This is a genomic window from Paenibacillus sp. NPDC057934 (assembly GCF_042887565.1).
Classification (GTDB): Bacteria; Bacillota; Bacilli; order Paenibacillales; family Paenibacillaceae; genus Paenibacillus_AQ.
The window spans coordinates 189336-213121 of record NZ_JBHVPB010000001.1 but is presented as its reverse complement, the minus strand read 5'-3'; the positions used below and the strand labels follow the sequence as shown (position 1 = coordinate 213121).

Annotated in this window: 23 protein-coding genes, 1 tRNA gene and 1 pseudogene; 12 read left to right on the top strand and 13 right to left on the bottom strand. The window is 47.7% G+C overall.

Features of this window, described 5'->3' with window-relative positions:
• Window positions 1-346 precede the first annotated feature (346 nt).
• The gene (locus ACFVRY_RS01010; RefSeq protein WP_387496136.1) at window positions 347-988 is read right to left on the bottom strand and encodes a stalk domain-containing protein; all 642 of its coding nucleotides are present in this window, start codon (window positions 986-988) and stop codon (window positions 347-349) included.
• A 93-nt stretch (window positions 989-1081) separates the two neighbouring features.
• Window positions 1082-2158 (bottom strand): site-2 protease family protein, encoded by a 1077-nt coding sequence (locus ACFVRY_RS01005; protein WP_387496134.1) that lies wholly within the window; start codon window positions 2156-2158, stop codon window positions 1082-1084.
• A gap of 244 nt (window positions 2159-2402) precedes the next feature.
• On the opposite strand from ACFVRY_RS01005, the gene ACFVRY_RS01000 reads away from it, so the two are divergent.
• The gene (locus tag ACFVRY_RS01000; protein WP_387496132.1) at window positions 2403-2918 is read left to right on the top strand and encodes a DUF3888 domain-containing protein; all 516 of its coding nucleotides are present in this window, start codon (window positions 2403-2405) and stop codon (window positions 2916-2918) included.
• A gap of 120 nt (window positions 2919-3038) precedes the next feature.
• Window positions 3039-3758: a hypothetical protein gene (locus ACFVRY_RS00995; protein WP_387496129.1), complete on the top strand. Its 720-nt coding sequence runs from the start codon at window positions 3039-3041 to the stop codon at window positions 3756-3758.
• Between the two features lie 208 nt (window positions 3759-3966).
• On the opposite strand, the gene ACFVRY_RS00990 is transcribed toward ACFVRY_RS00995, so the two are convergent.
• Window positions 3967-4230: a hypothetical protein gene (locus ACFVRY_RS00990; RefSeq protein ID WP_387496126.1), complete on the bottom strand. Its 264-nt coding sequence runs from the start codon at window positions 4228-4230 to the stop codon at window positions 3967-3969.
• 220 nt (window positions 4231-4450) lie between these two features.
• Between ACFVRY_RS00990 and ACFVRY_RS00985 the strand changes: the two genes are divergently transcribed.
• The 3 genes and pseudogenes from ACFVRY_RS00985 (at window position 4451) to ACFVRY_RS00975 (ending at window position 6160) form a co-directional block, all read left to right on the top strand.
• A tRNA-Val gene (locus ACFVRY_RS00985) sits at window positions 4451-4522 on the top strand.
• A gap of 132 nt (window positions 4523-4654) precedes the next feature.
• Window positions 4655-5580, top strand: a pseudogene (locus ACFVRY_RS00980) (tyrosine-type recombinase/integrase).
• A 265-nt stretch (window positions 5581-5845) separates the two neighbouring features.
• On the top strand, window positions 5846-6160 hold the full coding sequence (locus tag ACFVRY_RS00975) for a LytTR family transcriptional regulator DNA-binding domain-containing protein (protein ID WP_387496124.1): 315 nt from the start codon (window positions 5846-5848) through the stop codon (window positions 6158-6160).
• A 1049-nt stretch (window positions 6161-7209) separates the two neighbouring features.
• On the opposite strand, the gene ACFVRY_RS00970 is transcribed toward ACFVRY_RS00975, so the two are convergent.
• The 3 genes from ACFVRY_RS00970 to ACFVRY_RS00960 form a co-directional block, all read right to left on the bottom strand.
• Window positions 7210-8811: a helix-turn-helix domain-containing protein gene (locus tag ACFVRY_RS00970; RefSeq protein ID WP_387496121.1), complete on the bottom strand. Its 1602-nt coding sequence runs from the start codon at window positions 8809-8811 to the stop codon at window positions 7210-7212.
• Window positions 8812-8917: 106 nt separating this feature from the next.
• Window positions 8918-9928 (bottom strand): ABC transporter substrate-binding protein, encoded by a 1011-nt coding sequence (locus ACFVRY_RS00965; RefSeq protein WP_387496118.1) that lies wholly within the window; start codon window positions 9926-9928, stop codon window positions 8918-8920.
• A gap of 256 nt (window positions 9929-10184) precedes the next feature.
• Window positions 10185-10400: a hypothetical protein gene (locus tag ACFVRY_RS00960; RefSeq protein WP_066370982.1), complete on the bottom strand. Its 216-nt coding sequence runs from the start codon at window positions 10398-10400 to the stop codon at window positions 10185-10187.
• A 184-nt stretch (window positions 10401-10584) separates the two neighbouring features.
• On the opposite strand from ACFVRY_RS00960, the gene ACFVRY_RS00955 reads away from it, so the two are divergent.
• The 5 genes from ACFVRY_RS00955 (at window position 10585) to ACFVRY_RS00935 (ending at window position 14602) form a co-directional block, all read left to right on the top strand.
• Window positions 10585-11103, top strand: a complete 519-nt coding sequence (locus tag ACFVRY_RS00955) for a DUF3231 family protein (protein WP_387496115.1) — start codon at window positions 10585-10587, stop codon at window positions 11101-11103.
• A 176-nt stretch (window positions 11104-11279) separates the two neighbouring features.
• Window positions 11280-11861 (top strand): YitT family protein, encoded by a 582-nt coding sequence (locus ACFVRY_RS00950; protein ID WP_387496112.1) that lies wholly within the window; start codon window positions 11280-11282, stop codon window positions 11859-11861.
• Window positions 11862-11990: 129 nt separating this feature from the next.
• Complete coding sequence (locus ACFVRY_RS00945; protein WP_387496109.1) at window positions 11991-13253, top strand: DNA polymerase IV; 1263 nt, start codon at window positions 11991-11993, stop codon at window positions 13251-13253.
• A gap of 122 nt (window positions 13254-13375) precedes the next feature.
• Window positions 13376-14143 (top strand): threonine/serine exporter family protein, encoded by a 768-nt coding sequence (locus tag ACFVRY_RS00940; RefSeq protein ID WP_387496106.1) that lies wholly within the window; start codon window positions 13376-13378, stop codon window positions 14141-14143.
• A gap of 27 nt (window positions 14144-14170) precedes the next feature.
• The gene (locus ACFVRY_RS00935) at window positions 14171-14602 is read left to right on the top strand and encodes a threonine/serine exporter family protein (RefSeq protein ID WP_175374499.1); all 432 of its coding nucleotides are present in this window, start codon (window positions 14171-14173) and stop codon (window positions 14600-14602) included.
• 58 nt (window positions 14603-14660) lie between these two features.
• On the opposite strand, the gene ACFVRY_RS00930 is transcribed toward ACFVRY_RS00935, so the two are convergent.
• Window positions 14661-16682 (bottom strand): Na+/H+ antiporter, encoded by a 2022-nt coding sequence (locus tag ACFVRY_RS00930; RefSeq protein ID WP_483875142.1) that lies wholly within the window; start codon window positions 16680-16682, stop codon window positions 14661-14663.
• A gap of 320 nt (window positions 16683-17002) precedes the next feature.
• On the opposite strand from ACFVRY_RS00930, the gene ACFVRY_RS00925 reads away from it, so the two are divergent.
• The gene (locus tag ACFVRY_RS00925) at window positions 17003-17758 is read left to right on the top strand and encodes an MBL fold metallo-hydrolase (RefSeq protein WP_387496102.1); all 756 of its coding nucleotides are present in this window, start codon (window positions 17003-17005) and stop codon (window positions 17756-17758) included.
• A gap of 109 nt (window positions 17759-17867) precedes the next feature.
• Here the strand turns inward: ACFVRY_RS00925 and ACFVRY_RS00920 are convergent, their stop codons facing one another.
• The 6 genes from ACFVRY_RS00920 to ACFVRY_RS00895 form a co-directional block, all read right to left on the bottom strand.
• Complete coding sequence (locus ACFVRY_RS00920) at window positions 17868-18734, bottom strand: VOC family protein (protein ID WP_387496100.1); 867 nt, start codon at window positions 18732-18734, stop codon at window positions 17868-17870.
• Window positions 18735-18976: 242 nt separating this feature from the next.
• Entirely contained in the window at window positions 18977-19396 is a 420-nt protein-coding gene (locus ACFVRY_RS00915) for a GNAT family N-acetyltransferase (RefSeq protein ID WP_387496097.1), read from the bottom strand.
• A 169-nt stretch (window positions 19397-19565) separates the two neighbouring features.
• Window positions 19566-19988, bottom strand: coding sequence for an Rrf2 family transcriptional regulator (locus ACFVRY_RS00910; RefSeq protein WP_387496094.1), 423 nt, complete (start codon window positions 19986-19988; stop codon window positions 19566-19568).
• A 112-nt stretch (window positions 19989-20100) separates the two neighbouring features.
• Entirely contained in the window at window positions 20101-20847 is a 747-nt protein-coding gene (gene map / locus ACFVRY_RS00905) for a type I methionyl aminopeptidase (RefSeq protein WP_387496091.1), read from the bottom strand.
• A 187-nt stretch (window positions 20848-21034) separates the two neighbouring features.
• Window positions 21035-22015, bottom strand: coding sequence for a YhfM domain-containing protein (locus tag ACFVRY_RS00900; protein ID WP_483875144.1), 981 nt, complete (start codon window positions 22013-22015; stop codon window positions 21035-21037).
• A gap of 224 nt (window positions 22016-22239) precedes the next feature.
• Window positions 22240-22866: an SGNH/GDSL hydrolase family protein gene (locus ACFVRY_RS00895; protein WP_387496086.1), complete on the bottom strand. Its 627-nt coding sequence runs from the start codon at window positions 22864-22866 to the stop codon at window positions 22240-22242.
• A 258-nt stretch (window positions 22867-23124) separates the two neighbouring features.
• On the opposite strand from ACFVRY_RS00895, the gene ACFVRY_RS00890 reads away from it, so the two are divergent.
• Window positions 23125-23742, top strand: coding sequence for a nitroreductase family protein (locus tag ACFVRY_RS00890; protein ID WP_387496084.1), 618 nt, complete (start codon window positions 23125-23127; stop codon window positions 23740-23742).
• Window positions 23743-23786: the final 44 nt, after the last annotated feature.

The following is a 23786-nucleotide window of genomic DNA, read 5'->3' as shown; positions in this document are numbered from 1 at the left end:
TTAATTTCCAAAAATCGTGCTAAAAGAGGCATTACGGAGGATTTAACATACAATATTGCACTTAATTCCCACTAATCCTTAGCTACAGAGTATTTAGGGTACAAAAATGCCGTTAATTGCACTTCGGGAATCCTTATTACTGCCCGTTCTATAGAATGGATTAGCGGGTTCGAATATGAGGTATCAGTAAACCGTGCTATAACTTCTCAATGGGGAAAAATAAAGACCAATCACCGTTATAATCTTGCCTAAAACAAAACCCCACCCTCCGCTTGCAATCGAAAAATGGGGTTCAGCTCATATTGCATTTCTTATCTATATATGTATATCTGCAGTCGAATTTCTTCTATCCTTCTGACCATGTAATCGTGATTTCAGTGTATCCTGCCTTGGATGCAGACAATCCCCCGATGATCGACACCGGGCTTTTCCCGCCCAGCTTACCGGTAATCACCAGCGAACTTTTGTCTATAACCTTCGAGGCTTGGGTGATGTTCTTGCCATCGACGTAATCGGTATACTTTTTCCCCAGAGTCTCAATACTGTCCTTCGTCAAATAAACCAGTACAACCTTTTTCTTACCATCCACTACACTATCGGTCAAATCTGTAATGATGGCATCCCCGGCTACCGGAAAATCTGCAGGCAGATTCTTCGATTTCTTGACACTACTTGTCGGTGAACCGCCTGTAGTTCCCAAGTCACTGCCGATGATCACTTTGTTGGCTCCTGCATCATAAGACACGGGAACCCCAAGCGCTCCGGCAATAGCACGGGTTGGCAGATAGGTCAGACCTTCATAAGTAATTGGCGTGAGCTTCTTGCCGCTACTATCTACTGGTGCATAAGCAGTCCCGTTGACCTGAATAGCGATGCCATAATTGAGAAAGGCTTTAATCTGCTGCAGATTGCTGCCAGCATATACGCCTGCCGAACCTGTAACAAGCATACCGACAACCGCGGAAGCGATACCCCATATTTTTTTCAACAAAAATCATCTCCAGACGTTAATCATTGTCGAAACATAATCTATTAACCGTTCTGGAGATTTTCAAACCTCTGAATTCCTCTTACCGTTCCATTAAATATTCACATTCCCCACCAGGTGTACCATATACATCATGCCGCCCAGGAAACCCGCCAGCGCAAAATAAGCTATTCCGTACTTCCAGCGAGTGGCGGCAGGCACATCATAATATTTATCATTTTCAAAAGGCGTACATTCAATCTCACAGCTCATCTTCAGATGCAGCCCATTCTCCAGTTCGACCCGCTCCAGTTGAGTGACCTTCACCTTCTCAAGGATGACCTGCTGCGGCAGCATAGCTGTACCATAATAATCCAGACTATCCCACTTCACCCCGATGTATTGCTGGTGGTTCAAATCGCTATAAGTTGTAAAGGGTAGCTCCCGCTTGTGTTCCGGCCCCGGAATCATATACCCTTCCTGGATAAGACGCTCCACAGGAATCATGAAGCTACGAGTTACGAACTGTCTCTTACTCTGCTTGCGCCGTTTAATGTATTTGGTATACAAGTCATAGGCGAACAAGCCCCAGATAATCAAAAACAAAATGGATTTCAGATAAATAATGACCGCAAGTCCGCCCACAAGTCCAACGAGCCATAACCAGCGTGTAACCGCCGTGACAATACGTCCGCCATCCAGCGGATGAATCGGCAGCAAATTAATCAGATTCAGCAAAAATCCCACGTAAGCCAAGGAGTACAGCAAGGGGCTATCCAAGTAATACGCGGCCCCGAACACGGCTGTCGCCCCAACGCTGCCCAGTATAGGACCACCGAAGGCAATGTACGCTTCGCTCTTGGCGTCAAGCGGCTGCCGTTTCAACGCGATCAGAGCACCCATAAACGGAATAAATAACGGTGCGCTGACGGGGAGCCCCATCCGCTTAGCCGCAAACACGTGACCCAGCTCATGGACGAGCAGTAGCAGGACGATACCAATCGAGAAGCTCCACGGATAAATGAACGCATACGCCCAAATGGACACCATCATCGAAAGTAACGGGCCTGCAATCTTGCCTATCTTCAACAGCGACAGAATCGCCTTTCCCTTCAATAGGATCATTGCTGCCCCACCGCCCAGCCATTTTAGCGGAGTGGAAGATTTTTTGTTCGGCACATTTTGCGGCAACAGTCTCGAGCTCCTTTGTCGTTCTAGTATGAATGATAACCACCAAATTCCGGATACAACACGTATATTTATGTATTTTAACATAATTATCTGGGAACTCCTTCTATTATAGAGGAGCAATTATATGCGTATCGGGTAATACGGTGGGGATGGAGAAAGGGTTTCAGTCTGGAGCTCCGAAAATGACGATGATGGATGGTAGGAATACTTTCAATTTTATAAAATCACAAGGACGGGACGAGCTATGATGGAAAACACAAGGCCTATGATGATTCACATGAGACCTATGATAAAACGTATCTTGACCATGTTGCTAAGCTGCAGTCTTTTATTATGTGTTACTGCAAGTGTGGGGAGAAAAGTTGATCATCTTTTTTACAGCGAGCTCCTTTTGTCTACTCTAAATCCGGCCATCCAGAGCGCTGTTGCCACTTATTATGGTTCTCCGAGATTATACGGACTCTATGATGCCAAAATACTGGATGTTGAACGGTTGCAGCCGGGCCGATTCGCATTCAAGGTTACTGTACAAGTCAATACATTTGTAGGACCGCATAACCCTCCTTACGGCGTAGAGACTATGACCATCGCAGTGAACACGGGCTCTTCCAAGGTAATTCAGTATCGGCATGAAGATGAAGAAAGCACGGTAAAATCCGATCCTACAACCCCGGTAAGATCCGGTGGTGCAGGCAGTTATCTGAACAGCTCCCCCTCTGATCAGGATGTACATGTCAGCGTCATTATTCGCCTATCGTAGGGTTCTGTTCTATTAAAGCTTGCTTCTTTCCCGTGCCAACTGATACATATTTTAAAAAATAGTAAATATCACCTTATTTCAGTATAATCATTAACATCATATATAGGGGGCAAAATAGAGATGTGGATGTTTATCGGTATCTTAGGCTTTCTTTCGGCTGTAGTGTTTTTAATACTAGGGCTGGTAGCAAGAATAAGAAAGCAAAGCACGACAAAAAAGTATTTTATTATTGCCGGATTGTCTTTAATCATTATGATACTCGGGGTTGCAAATGATGATTCAACGACAACAGAGGTAGCCGATCCAGTAAGCACTGAAACTGCTGTTCCAACGACAGCGCCTACAGCGGAGGTTACATCAGAATCAACACAGGTAAAAGATGCGGACCAAGTCCCCTTATCAAAAGACGATGTTCTCGCGTATGCCGCAAACCTTACTGGTGGAACATTCATCCAAAAAGTTGATGTGGGAACAGATAACATTAGAGTTGAATATTTTTCAAATTTCAAAGAATTCCAAGATGCTAAACCTAATTCAAATATCACAAAAGAACGTTATGAGGACTATTTTTCTACTGGCGATAAGATCAATAAGTTGCTAATGGAGGAAACAAGCCGCTTATTCAAACAGTTCCCTGGCGCCGCTTCGATTGACATGATAGTACCATTCGCCGGAAAAACCTATTCTGTTGCATTAACAAAAGGTGAAGTAGAAAGCTTTTATAATGTGGATTTCAGTACACTTACCTCAAATGAAATCTGGAGAGAAAAAATTAGTGATCCCCACTTTAAGAAGGCCGACAGACAAAAATTCGCAGATGCATTCGTGAAAGTAAATTAAGCACAAGAGCTCCGGGTATATCCGATCAAATGAACTAGCTTGATTATCGTCGTTGTGTCATGTTACTGGCAGTTAAACAGAAAGAGCTGACTCATAACCATGAAGGGGGGGTGAGTCAGCTCTTTGTTTCGATCTGGGATGCCACGCTTCTCCATGTCTGCGAAATATTCACTCGTCACTTTGCGGAAAAGATGATTATTAACATTCTTTATGACCAAAGAACTCTTCCGAAAATCTTCTCCAATCTGGTAATTGTCTCCTCATAAGATTTCTTCGAGGACTCGGCGCTAATACCTTGAAAGCTAATCGCGTTTATCGCCAATTGTTTAACTGCTTCAAAAATTTCTAATTCTGCACTTGAATGAACTGCTGGATTCTCCGGATTAGCATATTCTCCGATTCGTTTTGGAAGAGTCCTAACTGTAAATAGAAATAACATGATAATTATTAATACTGGTATTACTTTTCGCATGACCTAGTCCCCTTACAGAAATAATTATGTAATCATTCAACACTATGATAGAACCAGTTTTAACTAATACCCACCTCCGCTGAATAAAATATAAATGTTTATTAGCATTTCATATCCCTTATAAGGAATGTGTAGCAATGGTTAAAATGCAACTATCTTTTCTTTTTTAAAAAAACAATTGCATTCTTTGCCCAATCTATGATATATTATTTCTTGTCGCAGGACGGTAGCTCAGCGGGAGAGCACTATCTTGACAGGGTAGGGGTCATGGGTTCGAACCCCATCCGTCCTATATTACACGCTGTACAAGGGTTTAAACGCTTTATAAGGTGTTGATTAGATAGTGTTCATGTCAGGACACTTTTCCAATCCAAGAAGCCACTTACTTATCAGGACATCAAATTCTGATTAAGGAGTGGTTTTTTTGTTACTTAAATTTGCTGTTCAGGAGTTTAAGGATGATCGAGAATACAAAAATCTATCCCCTAAAACAGTTGCCGCCTACTTCCTTACGTTAAAAGAGTTTCAAACTTTTTGCGGTCAGCAGGAAATTGTTAATGCTGAGGATGTTACTCCATCGGTTATTAAGTCCTACCTGCTGTATTGTCAAAAGGAACGTGAAAACAATCCTACAACCAGAAACTCTAAACTCCACACAATCAAAATTCCCTTCAATTATCTTGAAGAAGTTGAGATTCATCGAACCCAAACAAAATCCGATTAAACGTCTTTCCTATGTCAAAGAAGACATAAAAATTGAAGCATTTAGTGATTATCACATTACTCAAATGCTAAATTACTATCGTCGTATCAATAACAGGAACAGAACGTTCCACGCCTACCGTGACTCCGCTATAATATATTACTTTGTTAGGCACTGGTGTACGTTTAGGCGAATTAATCAATCTGAAATGGAATGATATTGATTTCAAATCTGGCACAGTTACGGTTTACGGCAAAAAACGTGAACAGTCCTCTATTCCGCTCACTGATAAGTTGATCAAAAAATTATCTGAATACCAAGTGTTCTGCCGCCAAGAGTTTAAAACATTATCTGAATATGTCTTTACCAGCAACAAGAAGAATGAACAACTTAAAGTTGAATCTGTTAAATCACTCTTCAGACGATTGAAAGCAGCGATGAATTTTAAGGATGTCCGACTTTCTTGTCATACGTTCAGACACACATTCTCTCATAGAAAGTTAATGAACGGATGTGATGTATTCACTTTGCAAAAGATGCTTCGTCACAGTCAAATTAATATCACTCAAAAGTATCTTAGTATTTGGGGAACGGCCCTGCGTGACCAGAATTCCAAATTCAATCCGCTGAACAACTTGGATATATAGTCATGCCAAATCTAATGAATAATCTCATGTATTCACAAATTTCCATAAATAGTTTATCATGGATTTCAGATGATTAAACCGCTGACTCTCTCCTATTGCTTACACAAGCCCATTTAAGACTGGTACAGGAAGCAATAGAACCGTCTTGTCATGGTGATAGGAAAGGCGATAGAGGGCGAGATGCTAGCCCTAATAATGTTGAGAGAAAGCATTATCCAACAGTTTGAAAAAACTATATGCAACTACAATCTGAGGAGTGATTTGGATGGTTAATATGCAATGGGTTAAAGAAAACCTCTCCGAAATTGGTTATACAACATGTACTGGAAAGCCAAATAATTTAGTGAAAACTTTACATTTAAAAGATGAAAAATTGAGTTACGAAGGTTCATTCGATGAACTACAAATATTTCTCACTTCTCAAAACTTCATTCGTATTGATCGTGGAGTTGTCGTAAACATTGATCAAGTTAGTTTTGTTGATTTGAAAAAGAGAGAGGTTAATTTAAAGGATATGGCAGATATTTTACAAGCAACTGTATTAACAAGTAAGATGTTGGCAAAAAAATTAGCAATTTAAAACTTGAAAGGCACGGATAATCTCCCTGTCTTTTTTTGATTTCACGACTATTGAGTACTCTCTATTCCACTCCAAAAGAGCCATTTTCAAGGGCGTTTTTAAGCAAAAATACCACACTTTAAAATAAAAATATGTATTTTTCCCTTATGACGTATTAAAAACCCAGGCAATATCAGAGCCGTGCAATTAGATGTTCGATTTGATACTTTTAAACGAAAATACCTCATCAGTCGCCTGAGATGTTATGTTAATAGGGCACGACGACAGGCCTACTGCATCAGACGTTAATTAAATACCTTCTATTAAATTGATCATCTTGGCTGTAATTCCTGATCTGCCATCCACTGAGGTAATACGTGTGCTTACCGATCTTCGCATTCTTGCCGACAGGGTTGAACCCCACGACTATTGATGAGGTCGCTGATAGAAATGGAATACGATACCGTGTCCTCAGATCTGATACGTTTGGTCTGATGGTCACCGCCTGTAACGTCAACGACAAATAAAGAAGCCTTGCTCTAACTCTCCGACATATTCCCTCTGTAATCTCAATCAAATTCCTATCCGGATCATCCAGCATAAAGCAGTAATACGGCTGCACAACATTGATATATAGAATTTCGGTTACGGTCCCAATATTTAATGACTGAATTCGCTCATACTCTTCCTGCAAGTCAGGAACATTGAAGTTTAAAATCACATTATTACCATATTGGGTAGCGTGATCTTGTTTAAATTTCAAATACGCTTCATTAAAATGAGAAGGTACATCCCCACTGTTCTTTAGAAGTTCTTAGTCGTACTCCAGATTCCACAGGGCAATGGTATTCCGCAATGAAATTGTGCTCATGTCCTTAACAACTAAATAAGTACATCCTAATTGCACTCCACATCATCTCCATATGTTTTCTTCCAAGTATTTACTTTGAATAATAGCGAACATACGATCCTATTACAAACTAAAAAAGGCCCGACCAATGGGTCCGGCTTTAATCACGTTTAGCCTCCTACTTCCTAACATAACTACTCTCTTTTTTCCTAAAATCCCTTTAAGCCAACACCTGCAGCACATCATCAATCTTCCTTCTATGCGACAACACCCCATAATTCATCCAGCTGAGAAAATCCACCTCGTACACGCGCTTATTCCGGACCGCGGGCAAGCTTTGCCATAGCTCCGTCTGGAGCAGTTCCCGGCCCTCCCCTTCGCCTTTGTCAAAGGTAATGAACAGGTGATCGGCATCCAGCCGGGCTAACAAGTCTGGCGGAAGGTTGATGCGTCGCTCGCCCCGGGCTAACTGCTGCACCAATGGGTGCGGCTGGAGGCCCAAGTCCTGGTGCAGTACGCCTGCCGTGTAGCCCAAGTCTTCGCTGCCATACAGCGTAATCCCGCAAGCCGAAAGTCGAAGAAAGGCTACTGTCTCATCGCTAACAGAACGGATAAGCAAGTGTCTGGCTTCCCGGGCTTTGCGCTCGTAGCTGCTGATGATCTCGTCTACCTGGCCGGTTCTTCCGAACACAGAAGCCACGGTCATCAGGGTGGAGCGCCAGTCCTCACTGCTCATCATCGGCACCTTGAATAGTGGAGCTACGGAGCGGCATTGCTCCAAGCTCCAGCGTTGGTACCCGTCATTCAGCAGGATCAGCTCAGGCTCATAACGGGAGAGCGACTCCCAGTTCCCTGACGAAATCTCGAACGGCGGAACCTGGTGCAGGCCGAGATAGTCTTGCACGCCCCACTGGGCGTGTGCATACTGGGCAACGGGAATGATACCAAGTGCCAGCAGATAGTCCTCCATAAATGGGGCGAACACGCGGATATTCTCCTGATGGGTGCGGCGGTATTGTCCTGGTGTAACCCCTACTGCCCCTTTAAATCGCCGGTTAAAATAATACTCGTTGCTGTAGCCTACCGTCTGGGCAATGTCGTAAAGACGGTCATTCGTCATCAACAATAGTTGTTGCGCACGATCAATACGCAGATCATTCAGGTGATCCAGAGGGAATTGCCCCGTAATCTCCTTGAACATTTGGGTGTAACGGGAACGTCCAATCTTGGCTATGTCTGCCAAACGGTCTACCGTCCAGACCTCATTATAGTGCTGTTTTAAATGCTCAATAGACTGCTCTACAGCACTTCGAACGGTATGCTCATGCTTGTCCGTTGTCCTCTGCCGATAGAGCAGCAGCAATAGCTCCAGAAAGTGAATATGACCCATAAGACGGGCAGCCTCTCCGCTGCTGGCCTGATCTTGGTGAAGGGTCTCCAGCAGCAAAAGGCACTTAGAGAACGGTTGGCAATCCACTGGTCCAGGCACTACCAGTTCTCCAGCTTCCGCCAAGCTAACCCGCCTATATCCCACCTCACTTTGCCCAATCACTTCAAAACCAATCTGATAATAGCGGAGTCCCCGCGCCCCGCATTCCAATCCCCCCGCCATGCCAGGAGAAAGCAGAAATCCGGTACCTTGCTTTAGAGAAAATCCCGTTCCATCTGCAACCAGCCTTCCCTGTCCTTCTACTGCCACCACTAGGGTCCATTCCTGAAAGAATTTAGGCATATCTTTGGAATGTGCAGGTCTGTTTAACAGTTCTATTTGGTTCAAAGCGTATAACAACGCCTCCTTGTCCGGTGGCTCTCTATGATCCACGGCGTTCTTCCGCCCTTCTTAATTGAGAATGATTTTCACTAATTCAGTGTAAAGCAAAAAAGAAAGCTCTTCAACCGGAATCGAGAGCTTTCTTCTGATATTTGTTTTACTTCACCATGTATTTCAACAGGTCGTCCAATTTCATAGAGTTCGCGGTGATGGCGCCCGTTTGCCAGTGGGAACGCTCCATTTTATACACTTTGCCATTTTTGATCGCCGGGATGTTTTTCCATAGCGGACCTTCCAATGTCTTGTAAGCTTCCTGATTCTCCGGGTCTTCCCAGGTTCCGTTGGCAGGGAATACGATAAGATGATCTGCTCCCAGCTCAGGAATAACCTCTTCAGAGATAATCGCTTGATAATCCGTCATGTTAGCTGCCATAGGTATTGGAGTAAGTCCAAAATCCTTGTAAATCACGCCAGTAAATCGGTTCTTAACCCCGAACAGAGCCAGTGTCTTGTCAGCAACATTCAGCCGGATGACCGCCACGGTTTCTTTTCCAACCGCCTGTTGCAGCTTAGTCTTTCCGTCTTCCACCTTCTGCTTGTATTCGGCCAGCACTGTCTCCGCTTTCTCCGGGATGCCCAGTACATCTGCAACAGCCTTCAGGATCTCCGTAGAGTCCTGCAGAGTTGCTTCCTTCAACCGGTAGGTGGGTGCTATTTTGGAATACTGATCGTACTTCTCCTTGTCTACGCCCCCATCCACGATGATCAGGTCAGGGTCCTGGTCCAGCAGTGCTTCCAAGTTGCCGCTAAAATCAAACAATGGAACATCCAGATGAAGATAATCCTGTTTGCCCCAGGTCGGATGATACCATTGGACCACCGGTGTGACACCCAGTGCTTTTAGATAATCTTCAACATATAGACCGACTACACGCTTCGGATGGACCGGAATTTCCACCTCTCCGAATTCATCGGTTACTGTCCGTGTTGCATTGTCTTCAGTTGTGTTCTCGGCCTTGCTAGCCGTCTCAGCACTTGGCTGAGTCTTCTCTGTATTATTCGTTGCAGCCGCTTCTTTAGGCGTATTATTGGCCCCGCAAGCTGTCACCCCAAGTACTGCTACCATTAACAAAGCTGTCCATGCAGCCTTTTGACCCCATCTAAGCATCCTTCTCCACCCCAACTGTAATTGATTATCATTCTCATATGATGACAAGAACAATGGTAACCTACAGCTGATCCTTTGTTCAATGCACTTTTTCTCCCGATTTCTTATACAAACGATCGTAATGTCAACATGAGATCAGACCCGTTCATCTGTGAAGCACGCTTCAAATAGTCCGTAACCTTATATCATTGCTCCTGCTTGACGACGGTGGCGTCATTATGTTGTGGTTGGGCTACATTCTCGTGTTCTGCCAGCCTCAACCGCCTGTCAGAACACGAAATTCATACAACTCCCGGCTGTATGACAACCCACGGATGCGAACACAATTAGGGGTATACTCGCAGATCCGTCCGCCAAGCTCCAGAATATCCTCTGCTTCTCCGCCTTTGACAGCCACTGCTACAAGCGTCTCGGACAGCGCCGAGGCTAGTAGGTCGATATCACTTTCCAGCACTTTATATGTAAAATCCATCTTCTTCTATTCGCTCCTTGACCTTACCGCTCATTTAATAGTAATTATTACTATTAATAATATAGCCTCATTTATCCACTGCTGCAAGCCTTAAATTCCCTCCCTCCGTATAGTGGAATAAAACAGTTGTTGCCGGACAAGCTATTTACACGATCATAAACTATTTATAAAGGAGCAATACGCAATGGGCATTCTAAGTGGCAATCCCAAAGACGAACCCATGCACTATGGCGAAATATTCGGTGTGTGGCAATTTTCCGCCAAAGCAAAAATGACGTTATCCGCCCTCCAGGCTTACCATTATCATGCAGGCGATCAGGATTTGAAGAAAATTATTGATGACCTGATGGATCAGGCCCAGAGGGAGATCAAGGAATGTGACAAGCTCCTTAAAACCAGCGGCGTCTTCCCTACCCCTACGCTGCCGGATCGACCTTCCACCAAGCTCGCAGATATTCCTGCTGGGGCCCGTTTTTCCGATCCCGAGATTGCCGCTGCGCTGTCTGCCGGGGTGGCCATGAGCCTCGTCGAATGCAGCCAGATTATGGGCATGTCTATCCGTGAGGATGTCGGCGCCCTTTTCATGAAGATTCACGCCGCCATGGCCTCCCTTGGACTCGCACTCCTGCGGATCAACAAGCAGAAGGGCTGGCTCATCCCGCCCCCGCTGCAGCTTAAACGTCAGGAACCCGTTCCGGTCTAATCCCTTTCTTCTGATCCTGCGCAAGCAGGGTCTTTTTCCATATTAGAAGGTGTTCGCTGCTTACGCGTCCCATGGTAATAACAGGTTCACGGTAAGAGTTTTTCTTCTTTCACAAGCAATTTTTTACCAATGACAAGCATATTCATATGACATGCCTAAATGTGGAGATGTTGAATATGAGGTCATGGTCCAAATACGCCATCATTTTGCTGGGAAGTTTGCTTATTGCCGCAGGGACCAACTTTTTCCTCGTCCCTTATAAAGTTCTGGATGGCGGAATTATCGGCATAGCTCTCATTATCAACTATTTGTATGGTATCAATATCGGAATCGCCATTGTGGTCTGCAGCCTGCCTGTGTTTTTGCTGGCCTGGCTCAAGAACCGCGATGTCTTCCTCAATAGCCTGATTGGTCTGCTGTGCTCATCCCTGCTCATTGAAATCGTGGCCCCGTTCCAGTATTACTTCCTCTATTACATAGAACTTGGACCCATCTCAAGTGCAATTATCGGCGGATTCCTGATGGGACTCGGCCTGGGGCTGATGCTGCACTTTGAAGCCAGTACTGGAGGCACAGATCTGCTTGCCCACTTTATTACCCGTTATGTGCCACTGAACGTCGGGGTCATCATCTTTGTGACGGATGCTATGATCATTGGCGCTGGCGGCCTGCTAATCTCCAAGGAGACCTTTGTTCACTCCCTCTTCACCATCGCCTCCGGCGCAGTCGCTACCGGACTTTGCACCCTGCAAGACTGAAACGAATGGAAATAAATATGCATATACACGACCATATGTTCGTATTATAATAACAATCAACGATCCCGCCCGTCAAAATAACGTCTCTGCGTATCTGCTTCTACTGCCTTTACCTGGAGAGTGACGAATATGAATAAAGAACGCATCATTATGCTGTCCGACTGTCAAAGCTTCTATGCCTCCGTGGAAAAGGCCGCCAATCCCCAATACAACGGCAAACCCCTCGCCGTTGCCGGAGACCCGGCCAGACGTAGCGGTATTATTCTCGCCGCCTGTCCCTTAGCCAAGCAACTGGGTGTAAGCACTGCTGAGACACTGAAGGAAGCTCTGGCCAAATGCCCTGAACTCATCGTGGTCCGGCCCCGCATGCAGCATTACATTGATGTCTCCGCCCAAATCACTGACATTCTGCGCACCTTCAGCGACCTCGTGGAGCCCTACTCCATCGACGAACAGTTTATAGATATTACAGGCAGCACCTCCCTGTTCGGCAGTCCGCAGCAGATTGCAGCCGCTATTCAGGACCAAATCTCCAAAGAAACCGGCGTATATGCGCGGATCGGCATCAGCTACTCCAAGGTCACGGCCAAGATGGCCTGTGATTTGTGGGCTAAAAAGATCAAGGGCGGCCTCTTCACCCTGGCACGCGAGCAGCTCCCGGAACTGCTCTGGCCGCAGCCTATCGGCAACCTGTTCATGGTGGGCCGCCGCATGTCAGCTCATTTTCACAGCATGGGCCTCGCAACGATCGGCCATCTCGCCCAAATACCCCTGGCAGAACTGAAATGGCGCATGCGCGAGAAGTTCCACAAGAACTGCGATATTGACGCAGAGCTGTACTGGCGAATCGCCGGTGGGATCGACGATAGCCCCGTGCATCCGGCGACCTACGAGGCTCCGCCCAAGAGTGTCGGTCATCAGATGACACTGCCCCGCGATTATTACACGCTAGGAGAGATCAAGACCGTGCTCTTGGAACTGGCGGAGCTGGTATGCAGACGCTGCCGCCGCCTCGCGGTGAATGGCGCCGTCGTATCTGTTGGCTGCCAAGGTGCCAGCTTCGAAGCGCCGGCCGGCTTTTCCAGACAAAGCAAAATGAGTGATCCCACCAACGCCACAAGCCTTGTATACGAAGCGGCTGTCGCCCTCTTCCGGCGGCATTGGGACGGCCAGCCTGTACGCCGGGTGAACCTCAGTTTGTCTGAGCTTAGCGATGAGAACCAGTACCAGCTGACTTTGTTTGAGTCCCGCCCCCGGTACCGGGAGCTGGAGCGGGCCACCGACAACCTGAAGAACAAGTACGGTGACACGATTATCGGGCGGGCGGCTTCCTTCACAGACTCCGGACTGATCAAGGACCGGGCGGGCAAAATCGGCGGACATTACAAGTGATCCCTCTGCCTCGGAGATATGCCAGAAATTAAAATTCGTAAATACGTATTTTTAGGGTTGATATTTTCCGGCGATGAGGCGACAATCGGATATATATCATTCCAGGGGAGGATCACAGAAAGTTGGAAAGTACAGGCATCATCAGCAACAGTTCCACCCATGAAATTATCGACCTTTGTCTGTTAGCTGGCAAAATCATGCTGCAAAGCGGCGCAGAAACCTACCGTGTCGAGGATACGATGATCCGCATAGCTGATGCTCTAGGATTTCCGAATGCGCACAGTTATGTGACACCAACCGTGATCGTATTCGCGACCAGCCGGACGGAACCCGCCAAGCTATTCCGCATTGCCGAGCGGACCACCGATTTGCAGAAGGTATCGGAGGTCAATGACATCTCGCGCCGCCTCTGCGAACGGCAAATCACGGCAGAGGAAGCACGAACGCGGCTTGGGGTAATAGACAATGCTGCCCATGCCTATCCCATATGGATGCAGATCATTGCCGCGGCACTGACAGGCGCCAGCTTCACCGTAATGTTCAAGGGCAGTCTCTGGGACGCGCTCCCCGCACTGTTCGTCTCGGGCCTTGGTTATGCGGCAGTCATCTACCTGCACCGGCTCGTCCAGGTCAAATTTTTCGCGGAATTCGGCTCGGCCTTCCTGATCGGTTTATCGACCTTCTTTTCGGTCAAATATGGCGTGGGACGCGAAATGGACAAGATCATTATCGGCTCTGTCATGCCGCTGGTACCGGGTCTGCTTATTACCAATGCAGTCCGCGACCTTATGGCCGGCCATCTGGTCTCTGGGCTGTCCAAGGGTGCGGACGCCTTTTTAACTGCGTTTGCGATCGGGACAGGTATCGGACTTGTGCTGTCAATGCTATAATCACCTTTTGAAAGAGGTTAGCGACTCATGATTTTGCAACTGATTACCAGCTTTATTGCCGCCGCCACCTTCTGCATCCTGTTCAATGCGCCACGGCGTGCGCTGCTGCAATGCGGAACTTCTGGTATGGTGGGCTGGCTGGTGTACTTATTATTAGACAAACAATGGGATACGGTGATTGCCACCTTCTTCGCGACGGTCGTAGTCGGTGTGGTCAGCCAGATTTTTGCCCGCTCCTTCAAGATGCCTGTCATTATCTTTAGTGTCGGGGGCGTCATCACGATGGTGCCCGGTGGCATGGCTTATGATGCAATGCGCAAATTCGTGGAGAAAGACTACATTGATGCCGTGCAGATTGCTACGCAGGTATTGATGCTCTCAGGAGCCATCGCTACAGGCCTTGTGTTAAGTGAGGTGCTGGGACAAATGTTCCGTCGAAAGAGAAAGCAAGGACTGTAGGGGGACAACATATACAAAGAGCCGCACGGGCTGTCCCGGCGGCTCTTTGTGTTTTACATTAATCCTCCCATATTGAAGCTTCTAAATGGTCTACAAAATGACGCAATCTGCCCGCAACCTTCCGGTTAATCGCGCCCTCCTGGTACATCTGCTGCACCTTATCGCGCTGCTCCTGAATGGCTTTCAGCTTCACTTCCAGCTTTCGGGCATCCACCAAACCATCTGGGGTCCATCCACTGTCTCCACCAAGCCTTGCCACCAGCATCTCATATCTGTCGATAACATGCTGGGAGGCTTCACGGTTCTCCTCATTCATATGGTCCCGGATCGCTGCAACGGCAGCCTGCGACATGACCAGTTTGGCTTTGCAGGAGACTTCCTTATACTGCGCGGCGGCAGCCTGCCAGCCTTCCACTTGACCACGCTGCCCTGCGAACATGCCAGAGAATACCCGCCCTACCTCAGACAAGGACAGCCGAATCTGCGAGTTCAGATGCTTGGCGAAGAAGGCTTCCGTATAATCCAGCATCTCCATCATTTTCTCCGCTACACCCGCCGGAACCTCTTCCTTCTCCATCAAAGTATTCAACGCCTTGCGCTCAGCATGCAGCCCGACGATGCGTGCCTCCATGCCCAGTTGACGCATTCGTTCCGCTGCAGGATCATCATCCTGCCCCGGCAGACTCATTTTCTGAATTTTCTCCCTGAATTCGTTCAAAGCAGGCTGAGCCGAATCCCGCGAATCCCCATCCATCATACTGCGCATCATCGCCATTCCGGCATCAATGACCACTGACTTCGCAGCCTGCTCAGAGCCTTCTTCCGAGCCAGCGCCTTCTTCTCCTTTACCCGCCAAAGCCGGCAAAAAGATGCTGGCGATCAGCAGCGACATCAGAATACAGCCTGCCGCCAGGAAAATCATCAGGTTCCGTTCGGGGAACGGCGAGCCATCACCCAGCACCAGCGGAATCGAGAAGGCACCCGCCAGCGTAACCGCCCCGCGCACTCCGGAAATCGAGGTGATCAACACCTCTTTGAGAGATCTCTTTTCAGCCTTTTCCCCGCGATGCATCCATAGCGTAAATCCATACACCCATAGGAACCGCAGAACAATGAGCAACACAGTAATAGCAAGTACATAACCAAAGACCATCCAGTTATCTACGGCGCTGTCACGGTAGACTACGCTGATCACATCTGGAATGGATACCCCGAGAATAAGGAATACCATCCCGTTGAGGATAAACAATAGGACCGACCAGGTACTGGCTGACACGAGCTGAAGCTTATACTGCGGCGATACCGCCCGGTCTTTCTCAATGGCATGGATAACACCACCCGCAACAACGGCAAGGATACCAGACAGGCCTAGTTCCTCACTCACGAGATAAATAATAAAAGGAGTCAAAATTTGTAGCAATGTATGTACTGTTACATCTTCCATACCCAGTTTACGAATAAACACGCTCAGACGAATAAGCAGGAACGCCAGCACCGCACCCGCCACCAGCCCGCCAGCCGCAATCAGAATGAAGCTGAATGTCGCTTGGCGTAGGGAGAACACACCAGTTACCGCTGCCGCAATCGCAAATTTGAACGCCACCAGACCAGAAGCGTCGTTCATCAACGACTCACCTTCAAGCACCCTGTGAATACTCTTCGGCAGGTGAACACGTCCGGCAATAGCACTGACCGCCACCGCATCGGTAGGCGACAGAATGGCTGCCAGGGCAAAAGCCGCTGCCAGTGGAATGCTCGGAATCATCCAGTGGATGGCATAGCCCGCTACCAGAACGGTTGCAAATACCAGACCCAGCGCCAGCATCAATATCGGCGCCCGCAGATTCCACAGTTCGGCCCGCGGCGTACGCCTTCCGTCATTGAACAGTAATGGTGCAATGAATAATACGAAGAACAATTCAGGTTCCAATTCCATATGTATCCCCGGTGGGATCAATACAACGAGTACCCCGAGGCCAATTTGTATTAGGGGAATAGGTACGAACGGTATAAACCGGTTCACAATATTGGATACTGCAATTAACCCAAGCAGCACCAGTACAGCAAGTAAAGTCTCCAAGTTGATCATCTCCTCCAAGTAATCCCATTATTATAGCGTAAACTTAACTTCTGGCAAAATCGCAGGCCGGGGCAGATTCGTTTTAGAGTGAAAGTTCTCCCCTCCTAAGATCAGAGTCTCCTAAAATGCTCTCGGGCCACCCCTCTCAATAAATGTAAAAATACTTTGCATTTTCCGACCTGAGAATGCCTTTATTGAACATTGACAAAAATATTTATTTGTGGTATGATTTAGTATTTACATATTGAATTTAATGTTCAAAATGCTATGATATGCATTAGCCACACGGCAGTACTCTTATCCATAAACGGAGGGATACCATGCATATTGCCAAAGGAATAGACATGCTGGAGATCACGGCACAGATTATGGGCGGAAGTGATACACTCTACCCTGTTCTGCTCCATGACGAGAACACTGCGGTATTGATCGATACCGGATACCCGGGTCTACTGGAGAATTTCCAGGTGGCCTTCGACAAGGCTGGCGTTCCCTGGTCCAAGCTTGGCACCATCTTAATTACCCATCAGGATCTGGATCATATCGGAAGTCTACCCACCATTCTGACCAGCCTCGGAGAAGCACCAACTGTTCTGGCCCACGCCTTAGAGAAACCCCATATCGAGGGTGAAAAAATGCTGCTCAAGCATACGCCGGAGGCGCTCGCTGCCGCCGAAGCTATGCTCCCGCCCCATGTGCCCGCGGAATGGCGGCAAGCCTTTCTGTCCGTATTGAAGAACCCGCCGAAGGGGAAAGTAGATGACACGCTTACAGACGGTGAACAGCTCCCTCTAGCGGGCGGAATCACTGTCATTCACACACCAGGACACAGTCCCGGACATCTTTGCCTATACCATCAGGCCAGCCGGACACTTATTGCGGGTGATGCCCTGATCGTCCGGGAGGGTGAGCTTCATGGACCGGATAGCTCGTCTACCCCTGACATGGCAACAGCGGTGGCTTCTTTATCCAAGCTGGCCGATTATCCCATAGACACAGTGATCTGCTACCACGGCGGGATATATCGCGGGGATGCCAGTCGGAGGATTGCTGAATTGTCCGAAGGACAACAGTAAACGCAGGGTCAGCAACAGTAATTACAGGGTCAGCAAAAAGGCAGGACCGGAATTAGCCGGCCCTGCCTTTTTTTCAAAACTAATCAGTCTTATTGATCCACGATCAATCTTATTGCTTCACGATCAATCTGATCCCGATATTCCACGGGTCCTTGATTGCTGGCACGCCAGCTTGCTCTTCCACAGCATATCCTGCCTGACGGACACGTTCTACTACAGCGGCCCGTTCCTCTTCGCTAGGCAGCAACAAAGTGAAATAATCAATGTTCGGTGCATCCGCTGGCGCTGCTGGCGCGCCTTCTCCAGCCCAAATATTTAGTCCGATATGGTGATGGTAACCTCCAGCCGAGATGAACAGTGCCGCGTCGCCATAGTGAGCCACCTGTTCGAATCCCAGCAGATCTATATAGAACTTCCGCGCCTTATTCAGATTTCCCACATGAAAGTGTACATGCCCGATCACTGTACCTGCAGGAAGCCCCTCCCAGGGCAGACCTTCCGAAGCAGCCAGTAGGCCGTCCACATCAACAGCATCGGTGGTCATGATATAGTTTCCTTGCGGATCCCGTTGCCAAGTCTCGCGAGGACGATCCCGGTATAGCTCAATTCCATTATTATCAGGATCCTGAATATACAACGCCTCGCTGACCAGATGATCTCCCTGTCCTACATGAGTCTCGGATGCAATCAGGTTGCGTAGAACGAGGCCCAGGCTCGGACGGTCTGGCACCAGAATCGCAAAATGGTATAGTCCTGCTGCCGAATTACGACGAAGCACTTTGGCATTCTCAATCTCCCTCAGAATAACCAGCACGGTCTCCCCGTCAGCTGTCAGTTCAGCCTCATGCGCTGTCTGCCGCAACACCTTGAATCCGACAACATTTTGATAAAATGCAAGGGAACGCTCCAGATTACTGACCCTGATCTGTACAAGTCCAATTTCGGTATCCTGATGCAATATTGCTGTAGCAGTCATATCAATTCCTCCTAAAGGTACGGTACGAAGCCTATCTCCATAAGTATTCTTTCCAGTTTTCTCAGCTCGCTCGCTTCACATTCATATTTGTAACCAACAAAGTTACATATTAACTATAATTAGTATAGTAACATTCCATAAGTTTGTCAATTACCTCCACGAAAACATGCAAGTAGAAACGGCTTTTCCGTCCTCTGAGGAACGGCGATTAGAATTTATCTACACTTCCTCAAGAGGACACGCTAGAAATCTTTCCGCACAAATTCCATCGTACGCCTTTCCTTGAAGCCAAGACTGTCATACAGATTTCTGGCATCATTCCCGACGACACACCAAAGGGTAACGTCTGCGTTGCCACGACGGTAAATTTCGTTGCATAAATACATCACAAACTTTCTTCCTATCCCTAGCCCCTGTAAGTCTGCACGAACGGAGACACTGCTGATTTCATCACCGCAGATATGGCTATAAGCGACAATTTCCCCATTCATGATGTAGACAAAGCGATCTTTTGCATCCTTTTCCCATACACTTCGTTCCTCTTCTCTCGGCTTGGCAATCACAGAATCAGGAAAGAACCCGACACGAACACGCATTTCATGAAAAGCCGTGGCATACAGCAACTGACTCGCCATATAGTCACCATCCACATACGCTCTCACAGGGAGCTCGTCAAGAGAGAAGGGATCACCGATTACTCTCAACCCTTTCTATTCTGAAATTTCATCACTTGCCGCAGGCTTCTTCAATCCATCCCTCAGCGTAAAAAAGACCAGCGCTATGTTCGCACATATCGCTGGTCTTACGCGTACCCATCTCTACTCCAAATGCTCAGATAACCGGCATTTCACTGGCAATCTCGGCGAGCGTGACGCCCTGCAGCACACTCTCCATCGCTGTTTGCGCACGGCCAAAGACCGGTACAATCGCTCCGGCGATGTTCTTTCCAACCGGGCAGTCAGGGTTCGGATGCTCATGGATGGCAAACAGAGAACCTTCTTCCACGGCATTTACCGCTTTATAAATCTCAAGCAGGGTAATCTGCTCAGGATCGCGCGCCAGCTTGGCACCCGCCACTCCCGGGCGTACATCCACAAGACCCGCTTTATTTAGCATCCCTGTGATCCGCCGGATCACCACGGGATTCGTGTTGACACTGCTGGCAATCCACTCTGAAGTGCTTTTGCCATCCTTGTTGCTGTCAATCAAAGTCAGAATATGAATAGCAACCGCAAACCGGGTGCTGATGTTCATGTTGATCTCTCCTCACAGTAGCATTCTCAGATAAGGGCGTCCTTTTCAATGCAACAGTAATAGTTACATTCTACTCCATTGTTAACCTTATGAGAAGAGACGTCCATGGCTGTTAAGCACGCGTCAGGATCACCGGCTCACCCTTGGTTACAATAATCGTATGTTCATACTGCGCCACTCGGCTGTCATCTGCGACACTGAGTGTCCATCCATCCGCTTGCGGATCTACATACTCTACACCGGTAGAGAGGAACGGTTCCACAGTAAGGACTTGCCCATCTTTTAGAACGGTGGTTATACGAGGCTCATAATATGGCAGAATTTCATTCGGCTTATCATGCAGGGATTTCCCAATTCCATGGCTGCAAAGATTACGGATCACTCTGTATCCACGCTTACGCGCCTCGCTCTCCATGACTCTGCCGATCTCATTGACCTTCATGCCGGCCCGGAGGTGGTTGATTACGCTCATCATCGTTTCTTCGGTGCTGCGGCACAAATGCTGAAGCTTCTCATTATAAGGCGGGAGTTGGAAGGACACTCCGGCATCTCCGTAATACCCGTTCAATTCTGCGGACACATCAATGTTGATAAGATCCCCGGCCTGAATCACTCTGGAGCCAGGAATACCATGAGCTACCTCCTCATTAACGCTGATACAGGTCGCTCCTGGAAAATTGTACGTCACTTGGGGAGCCGACGCCGCCCCGGCCTCTTTCAGAATTTTCGCGCCAATCTCATCAAGTTCACGCGTGGTCATTCCCGGCACAACACTCTTTTTCATCTCGGCAATGGTGTGGCCTACCACTTTCCCTGCTGCCTTCAGGCCTTCCAAGTCTTTCGCTGTATTACATATCATTAGTTCACATTCCTCTCGCACACTAAAATCTCTTTATGTTGCAGCCATTGCTCGTCAAGAATTCCTCTCCTGCGGCTGCATTCCTGCTTTATCCCATCATATGCGGCAATACTCCATGTTTGCCTTCTGCTTGAGCGAATCCTTCCATTTAACCTTATGTATGGAGACAAGAATCCTACAGTCTGCGTTATGGATCGACACGCTGAAATTCAGTCCCATTCCACTGGTACAGGGTATGAAGCTCCTGTCCGACCGAATTGTCGTAATACGTTGTCTTGAAGCTACTCTTATCCACTTGGTCCAGCTTAACAGAATATCTCTCTGGACTGCTGATAAACATCTCGCCAGTTGGCTGGATGGGGAGTTCCCGGATGACATGATTCTCTCCCAATGAGAACAGCTTGAAGATGTAACCATTGCTCGAACCATACTGTCCGATCGTGAAATCAGGATCGCCATCGCCATTGTAATCACCGAACTCCAGCTGAAAAAAATCACCGAATTCCAAATCCTCTTGAAAATGACGGCTCAGTGGAAATGTGCTTAGTACCTTGTCCTCCGCATCAGTAACAACCAGCTCAAACGTTCCACTCCAATGTCTTCCCCAGAGCGGCCCCAGTGTAGCCCAATCCTCATTATACTGTCCTTGAAGAAGGCGCAGATTCAGGTACTCCTCCCGTCCCGTTAACGGGAACAGCTCATTTCGTGATAGGGTAACGGGGCCTGTCACGACAACAGCAGCTTGAACGGATTTCGCAGCCGGTTGTTCACCGTCTGTACTGACTGCCCCATATATCATGTCCCGGAGTTTGTCAGCATGCTTCGCTGGTATCGAATAACCTTTACCGCTGTTAACGCTAGCAACGAGCAGCCCGTTATGTCCCTTCTCTTTTCCAAGGCCGAGGGCATATTCTTCAGTATATCCGTCCCCGTAAACCAGCTTCATTGTAAAATCAGGGGCATAATCAAGCTCTCCCTGGAGCCGCTTGCTCTTGTTCATCGCCTCCGCTACCGTCTTTATCAGGGCTGCATCGGAAATGGGCTCCGGCTCAACCAGCGCTGCTTGCTGCTCCGGTTGTTGGTCCAGTTGATGATAGGTCAGGTTGATCTCATGAATCCACTTCGCATTAATATATCCAAAAGCATTCTGGCACCCGCTTAACACCATCACTGCAAGAAGGGATACGCTCAGAAAGAAACGACGAATGAAAAATCACCTCCAAAAAACTGTACAATCCATTATAAACGATAACACTCCATGAATGAAATTTTGTACGGCAAAATGTTATCGGCAGCATCAAAAAAAGACTGAATCGGTCAATTGGCCCGAATTCAGTCTTTCATTTATGAGTTCATATGTAGTTCGGATGCAACAACCCGTCTGCTCTGTGATTATTCCGCGCCAACGGTCTTCAACCAGGCATCGGCAATCAGTCCATGACCCGCGGAAGACGGGTGAACGCCGTCCGGCGCCCAGTATGCAGGCTCAGCTGTGGCCGATGCTGCAGCGAACAGGCCATCAAGTGGCACCAGCAACGCTTCGTATTCACGGGCAAGCTCACGTACCACATGAATTTTAGGGTCCAGGTCCTCGCGCCAGCCCTTGCGGTCTTCCGGCACAGGCAGTACAAACGGCTCAACCAGCACCAGCTTCGCGTCAAGCGTCTTCTTCGTACGTTCAATCAAATCACGATAGGAAGCTTCAAACTTCTCCGCCGAGGTCGCATCCCCGGAATCATAGCGGCGCCAAGTGTCATTAATCCCGATATAAATAGAGACCCAGGTTGGCTTCAGTTCAAGACAATCCTTGTCCCAACGTCCCTGCAAATCTGCGGCACGGTGGCCGCTAATGCCCCGGTTAAGGAAGGTGAGATTCTTCTCTGGATAGAGATGTCCAAGCCGACTGGCGATCAATAAAGGATAGCCGTAGCCCAGCGATAAAGCGTCTTCATAAACACGCCCTGCGTCTGTAATACTGTCGCCCTGGAACAGGATGACGTCATTTTTCTGAAAAGCCATGAATATAATCCTCCTCTGACTGCATCTGTAGCGTAGCGTGACCACCCGTCCTTTCCTTACAGCCGATCACCTCTAACGAAATCTATTATAGCAGACCCTTGTCAAAAATGTCATACGCTTTCATAGTGAGTCTTATGATTTCATCATTGACGAACAATAAAAGGTGTGATACTTTAAGCAAGTAACTATTAGTAAGTTTATTATTTAATACTAGCTGTTGATTATTAACCACTACATATATCTTTGGAGGCGTTCAATATGAGTACATTTACAGATTTGGTTCAATCCCGCAGATCGGCTAACAATTTTGTGGAAGGCATCAAGATTCCCCAGCATGAACTGGAGGAAATGTTCTCTCTAGCCCGCCTAGCTCCATCTGCGTATAACCTGCAGCACACCCACTACAAAGTCGTTGCCAGCGAAAAGATAAAAGAACAGATTCGCGAGGCAGCCTACGGTCAGTACAAGACCCATACGGCATCTGCCGTCATCGTCGTGCTGGGTGATAAACATGCCTATCTCCAAGCTCCGGAAATCTATGGCGGTCTTAAGCTTCTCGGTGCGATGTCAGAAGATGAATATAATGAGCAAATCGAGTCCATTAACGGTGCGTATATTGGCAATGAGGCATTCCAACGTGACGAAGCCATCCGCAATGCTTCCCTATCTGCTATGCAGTTCATGTTGATTGCCAAAGACAAGGGCTGGGATACATGCCCGATGATCGGGTTCGATCCGGCCGCTGTAGCACAAGTCCTGAATCTGCCGGACAACCTCGTTCCGGTGATGCTCATTACCATCGGTAAGGACAACCAGCACAAGATCAGACCCCGCGGCTACCGTAAGCCGGTCAATGAGTTTGTTGAATTTTTTTGAGCCGATAGCTTGAGGTAACGGGATTAGCTTTAAGTAATTAAAAA

What these genes read in the sequence shown, in the direction of transcription:
- ACFVRY_RS00955 (WP_387496115.1), top strand. Translation starts at nt 10,585, where the DNA reads ATGGGCATTCTAAGTGGCAATCCCAAAGACGAACCCATGCACTATGGC.
- ACFVRY_RS00910 (WP_387496094.1), bottom strand. Translation starts at nt 19,988, where the DNA reads ATGAACATCAGCACCCGGTTTGCGGTTGCTATTCATATTCTGACTTTG.
- ACFVRY_RS00950 (WP_387496112.1), top strand. Translation starts at nt 11,280, where the DNA reads ATGAGGTCATGGTCCAAATACGCCATCATTTTGCTGGGAAGTTTGCTT.
- ACFVRY_RS00900 (WP_483875144.1), bottom strand. Translation starts at nt 22,015, where the DNA reads ATGGTGTTAAGCGGGTGCCAGAATGCTTTTGGATATATTAATGCGAAG.
- ACFVRY_RS00975 (WP_387496124.1), top strand. Translation starts at nt 5,846, where the DNA reads ATGGTTAATATGCAATGGGTTAAAGAAAACCTCTCCGAAATTGGTTAT.
- ACFVRY_RS00925 (WP_387496102.1), top strand. Translation starts at nt 17,003, where the DNA reads ATGCATATTGCCAAAGGAATAGACATGCTGGAGATCACGGCACAGATT.
- ACFVRY_RS00990 (WP_387496126.1), bottom strand. Translation starts at nt 4,230, where the DNA reads ATGCGAAAAGTAATACCAGTATTAATAATTATCATGTTATTTCTATTT.
- ACFVRY_RS00965 (WP_387496118.1), bottom strand. Translation starts at nt 9,928, where the DNA reads ATGCTTAGATGGGGTCAAAAGGCTGCATGGACAGCTTTGTTAATGGTA.
- ACFVRY_RS00895 (WP_387496086.1), bottom strand. Translation starts at nt 22,866, where the DNA reads ATGGCTTTTCAGAAAAATGACGTCATCCTGTTCCAGGGCGACAGTATT.
- ACFVRY_RS01000 (WP_387496132.1), top strand. Translation starts at nt 2,403, where the DNA reads ATGATGGAAAACACAAGGCCTATGATGATTCACATGAGACCTATGATA.
- ACFVRY_RS00890 (WP_387496084.1), top strand. Translation starts at nt 23,125, where the DNA reads ATGAGTACATTTACAGATTTGGTTCAATCCCGCAGATCGGCTAACAAT.
- ACFVRY_RS00960 (WP_066370982.1), bottom strand. Translation starts at nt 10,400, where the DNA reads ATGGATTTTACATATAAAGTGCTGGAAAGTGATATCGACCTACTAGCC.
- ACFVRY_RS00995 (WP_387496129.1), top strand. Translation starts at nt 3,039, where the DNA reads ATGTGGATGTTTATCGGTATCTTAGGCTTTCTTTCGGCTGTAGTGTTT.
- ACFVRY_RS00935 (WP_175374499.1), top strand. Translation starts at nt 14,171, where the DNA reads ATGATTTTGCAACTGATTACCAGCTTTATTGCCGCCGCCACCTTCTGC.
- ACFVRY_RS00920 (WP_387496100.1), bottom strand. Translation starts at nt 18,734, where the DNA reads ATGACTGCTACAGCAATATTGCATCAGGATACCGAAATTGGACTTGTA.
- map (WP_387496091.1), bottom strand. Translation starts at nt 20,847, where the DNA reads ATGATATGTAATACAGCGAAAGACTTGGAAGGCCTGAAGGCAGCAGGG.
- ACFVRY_RS00945 (WP_387496109.1), top strand. Translation starts at nt 11,991, where the DNA reads ATGAATAAAGAACGCATCATTATGCTGTCCGACTGTCAAAGCTTCTAT.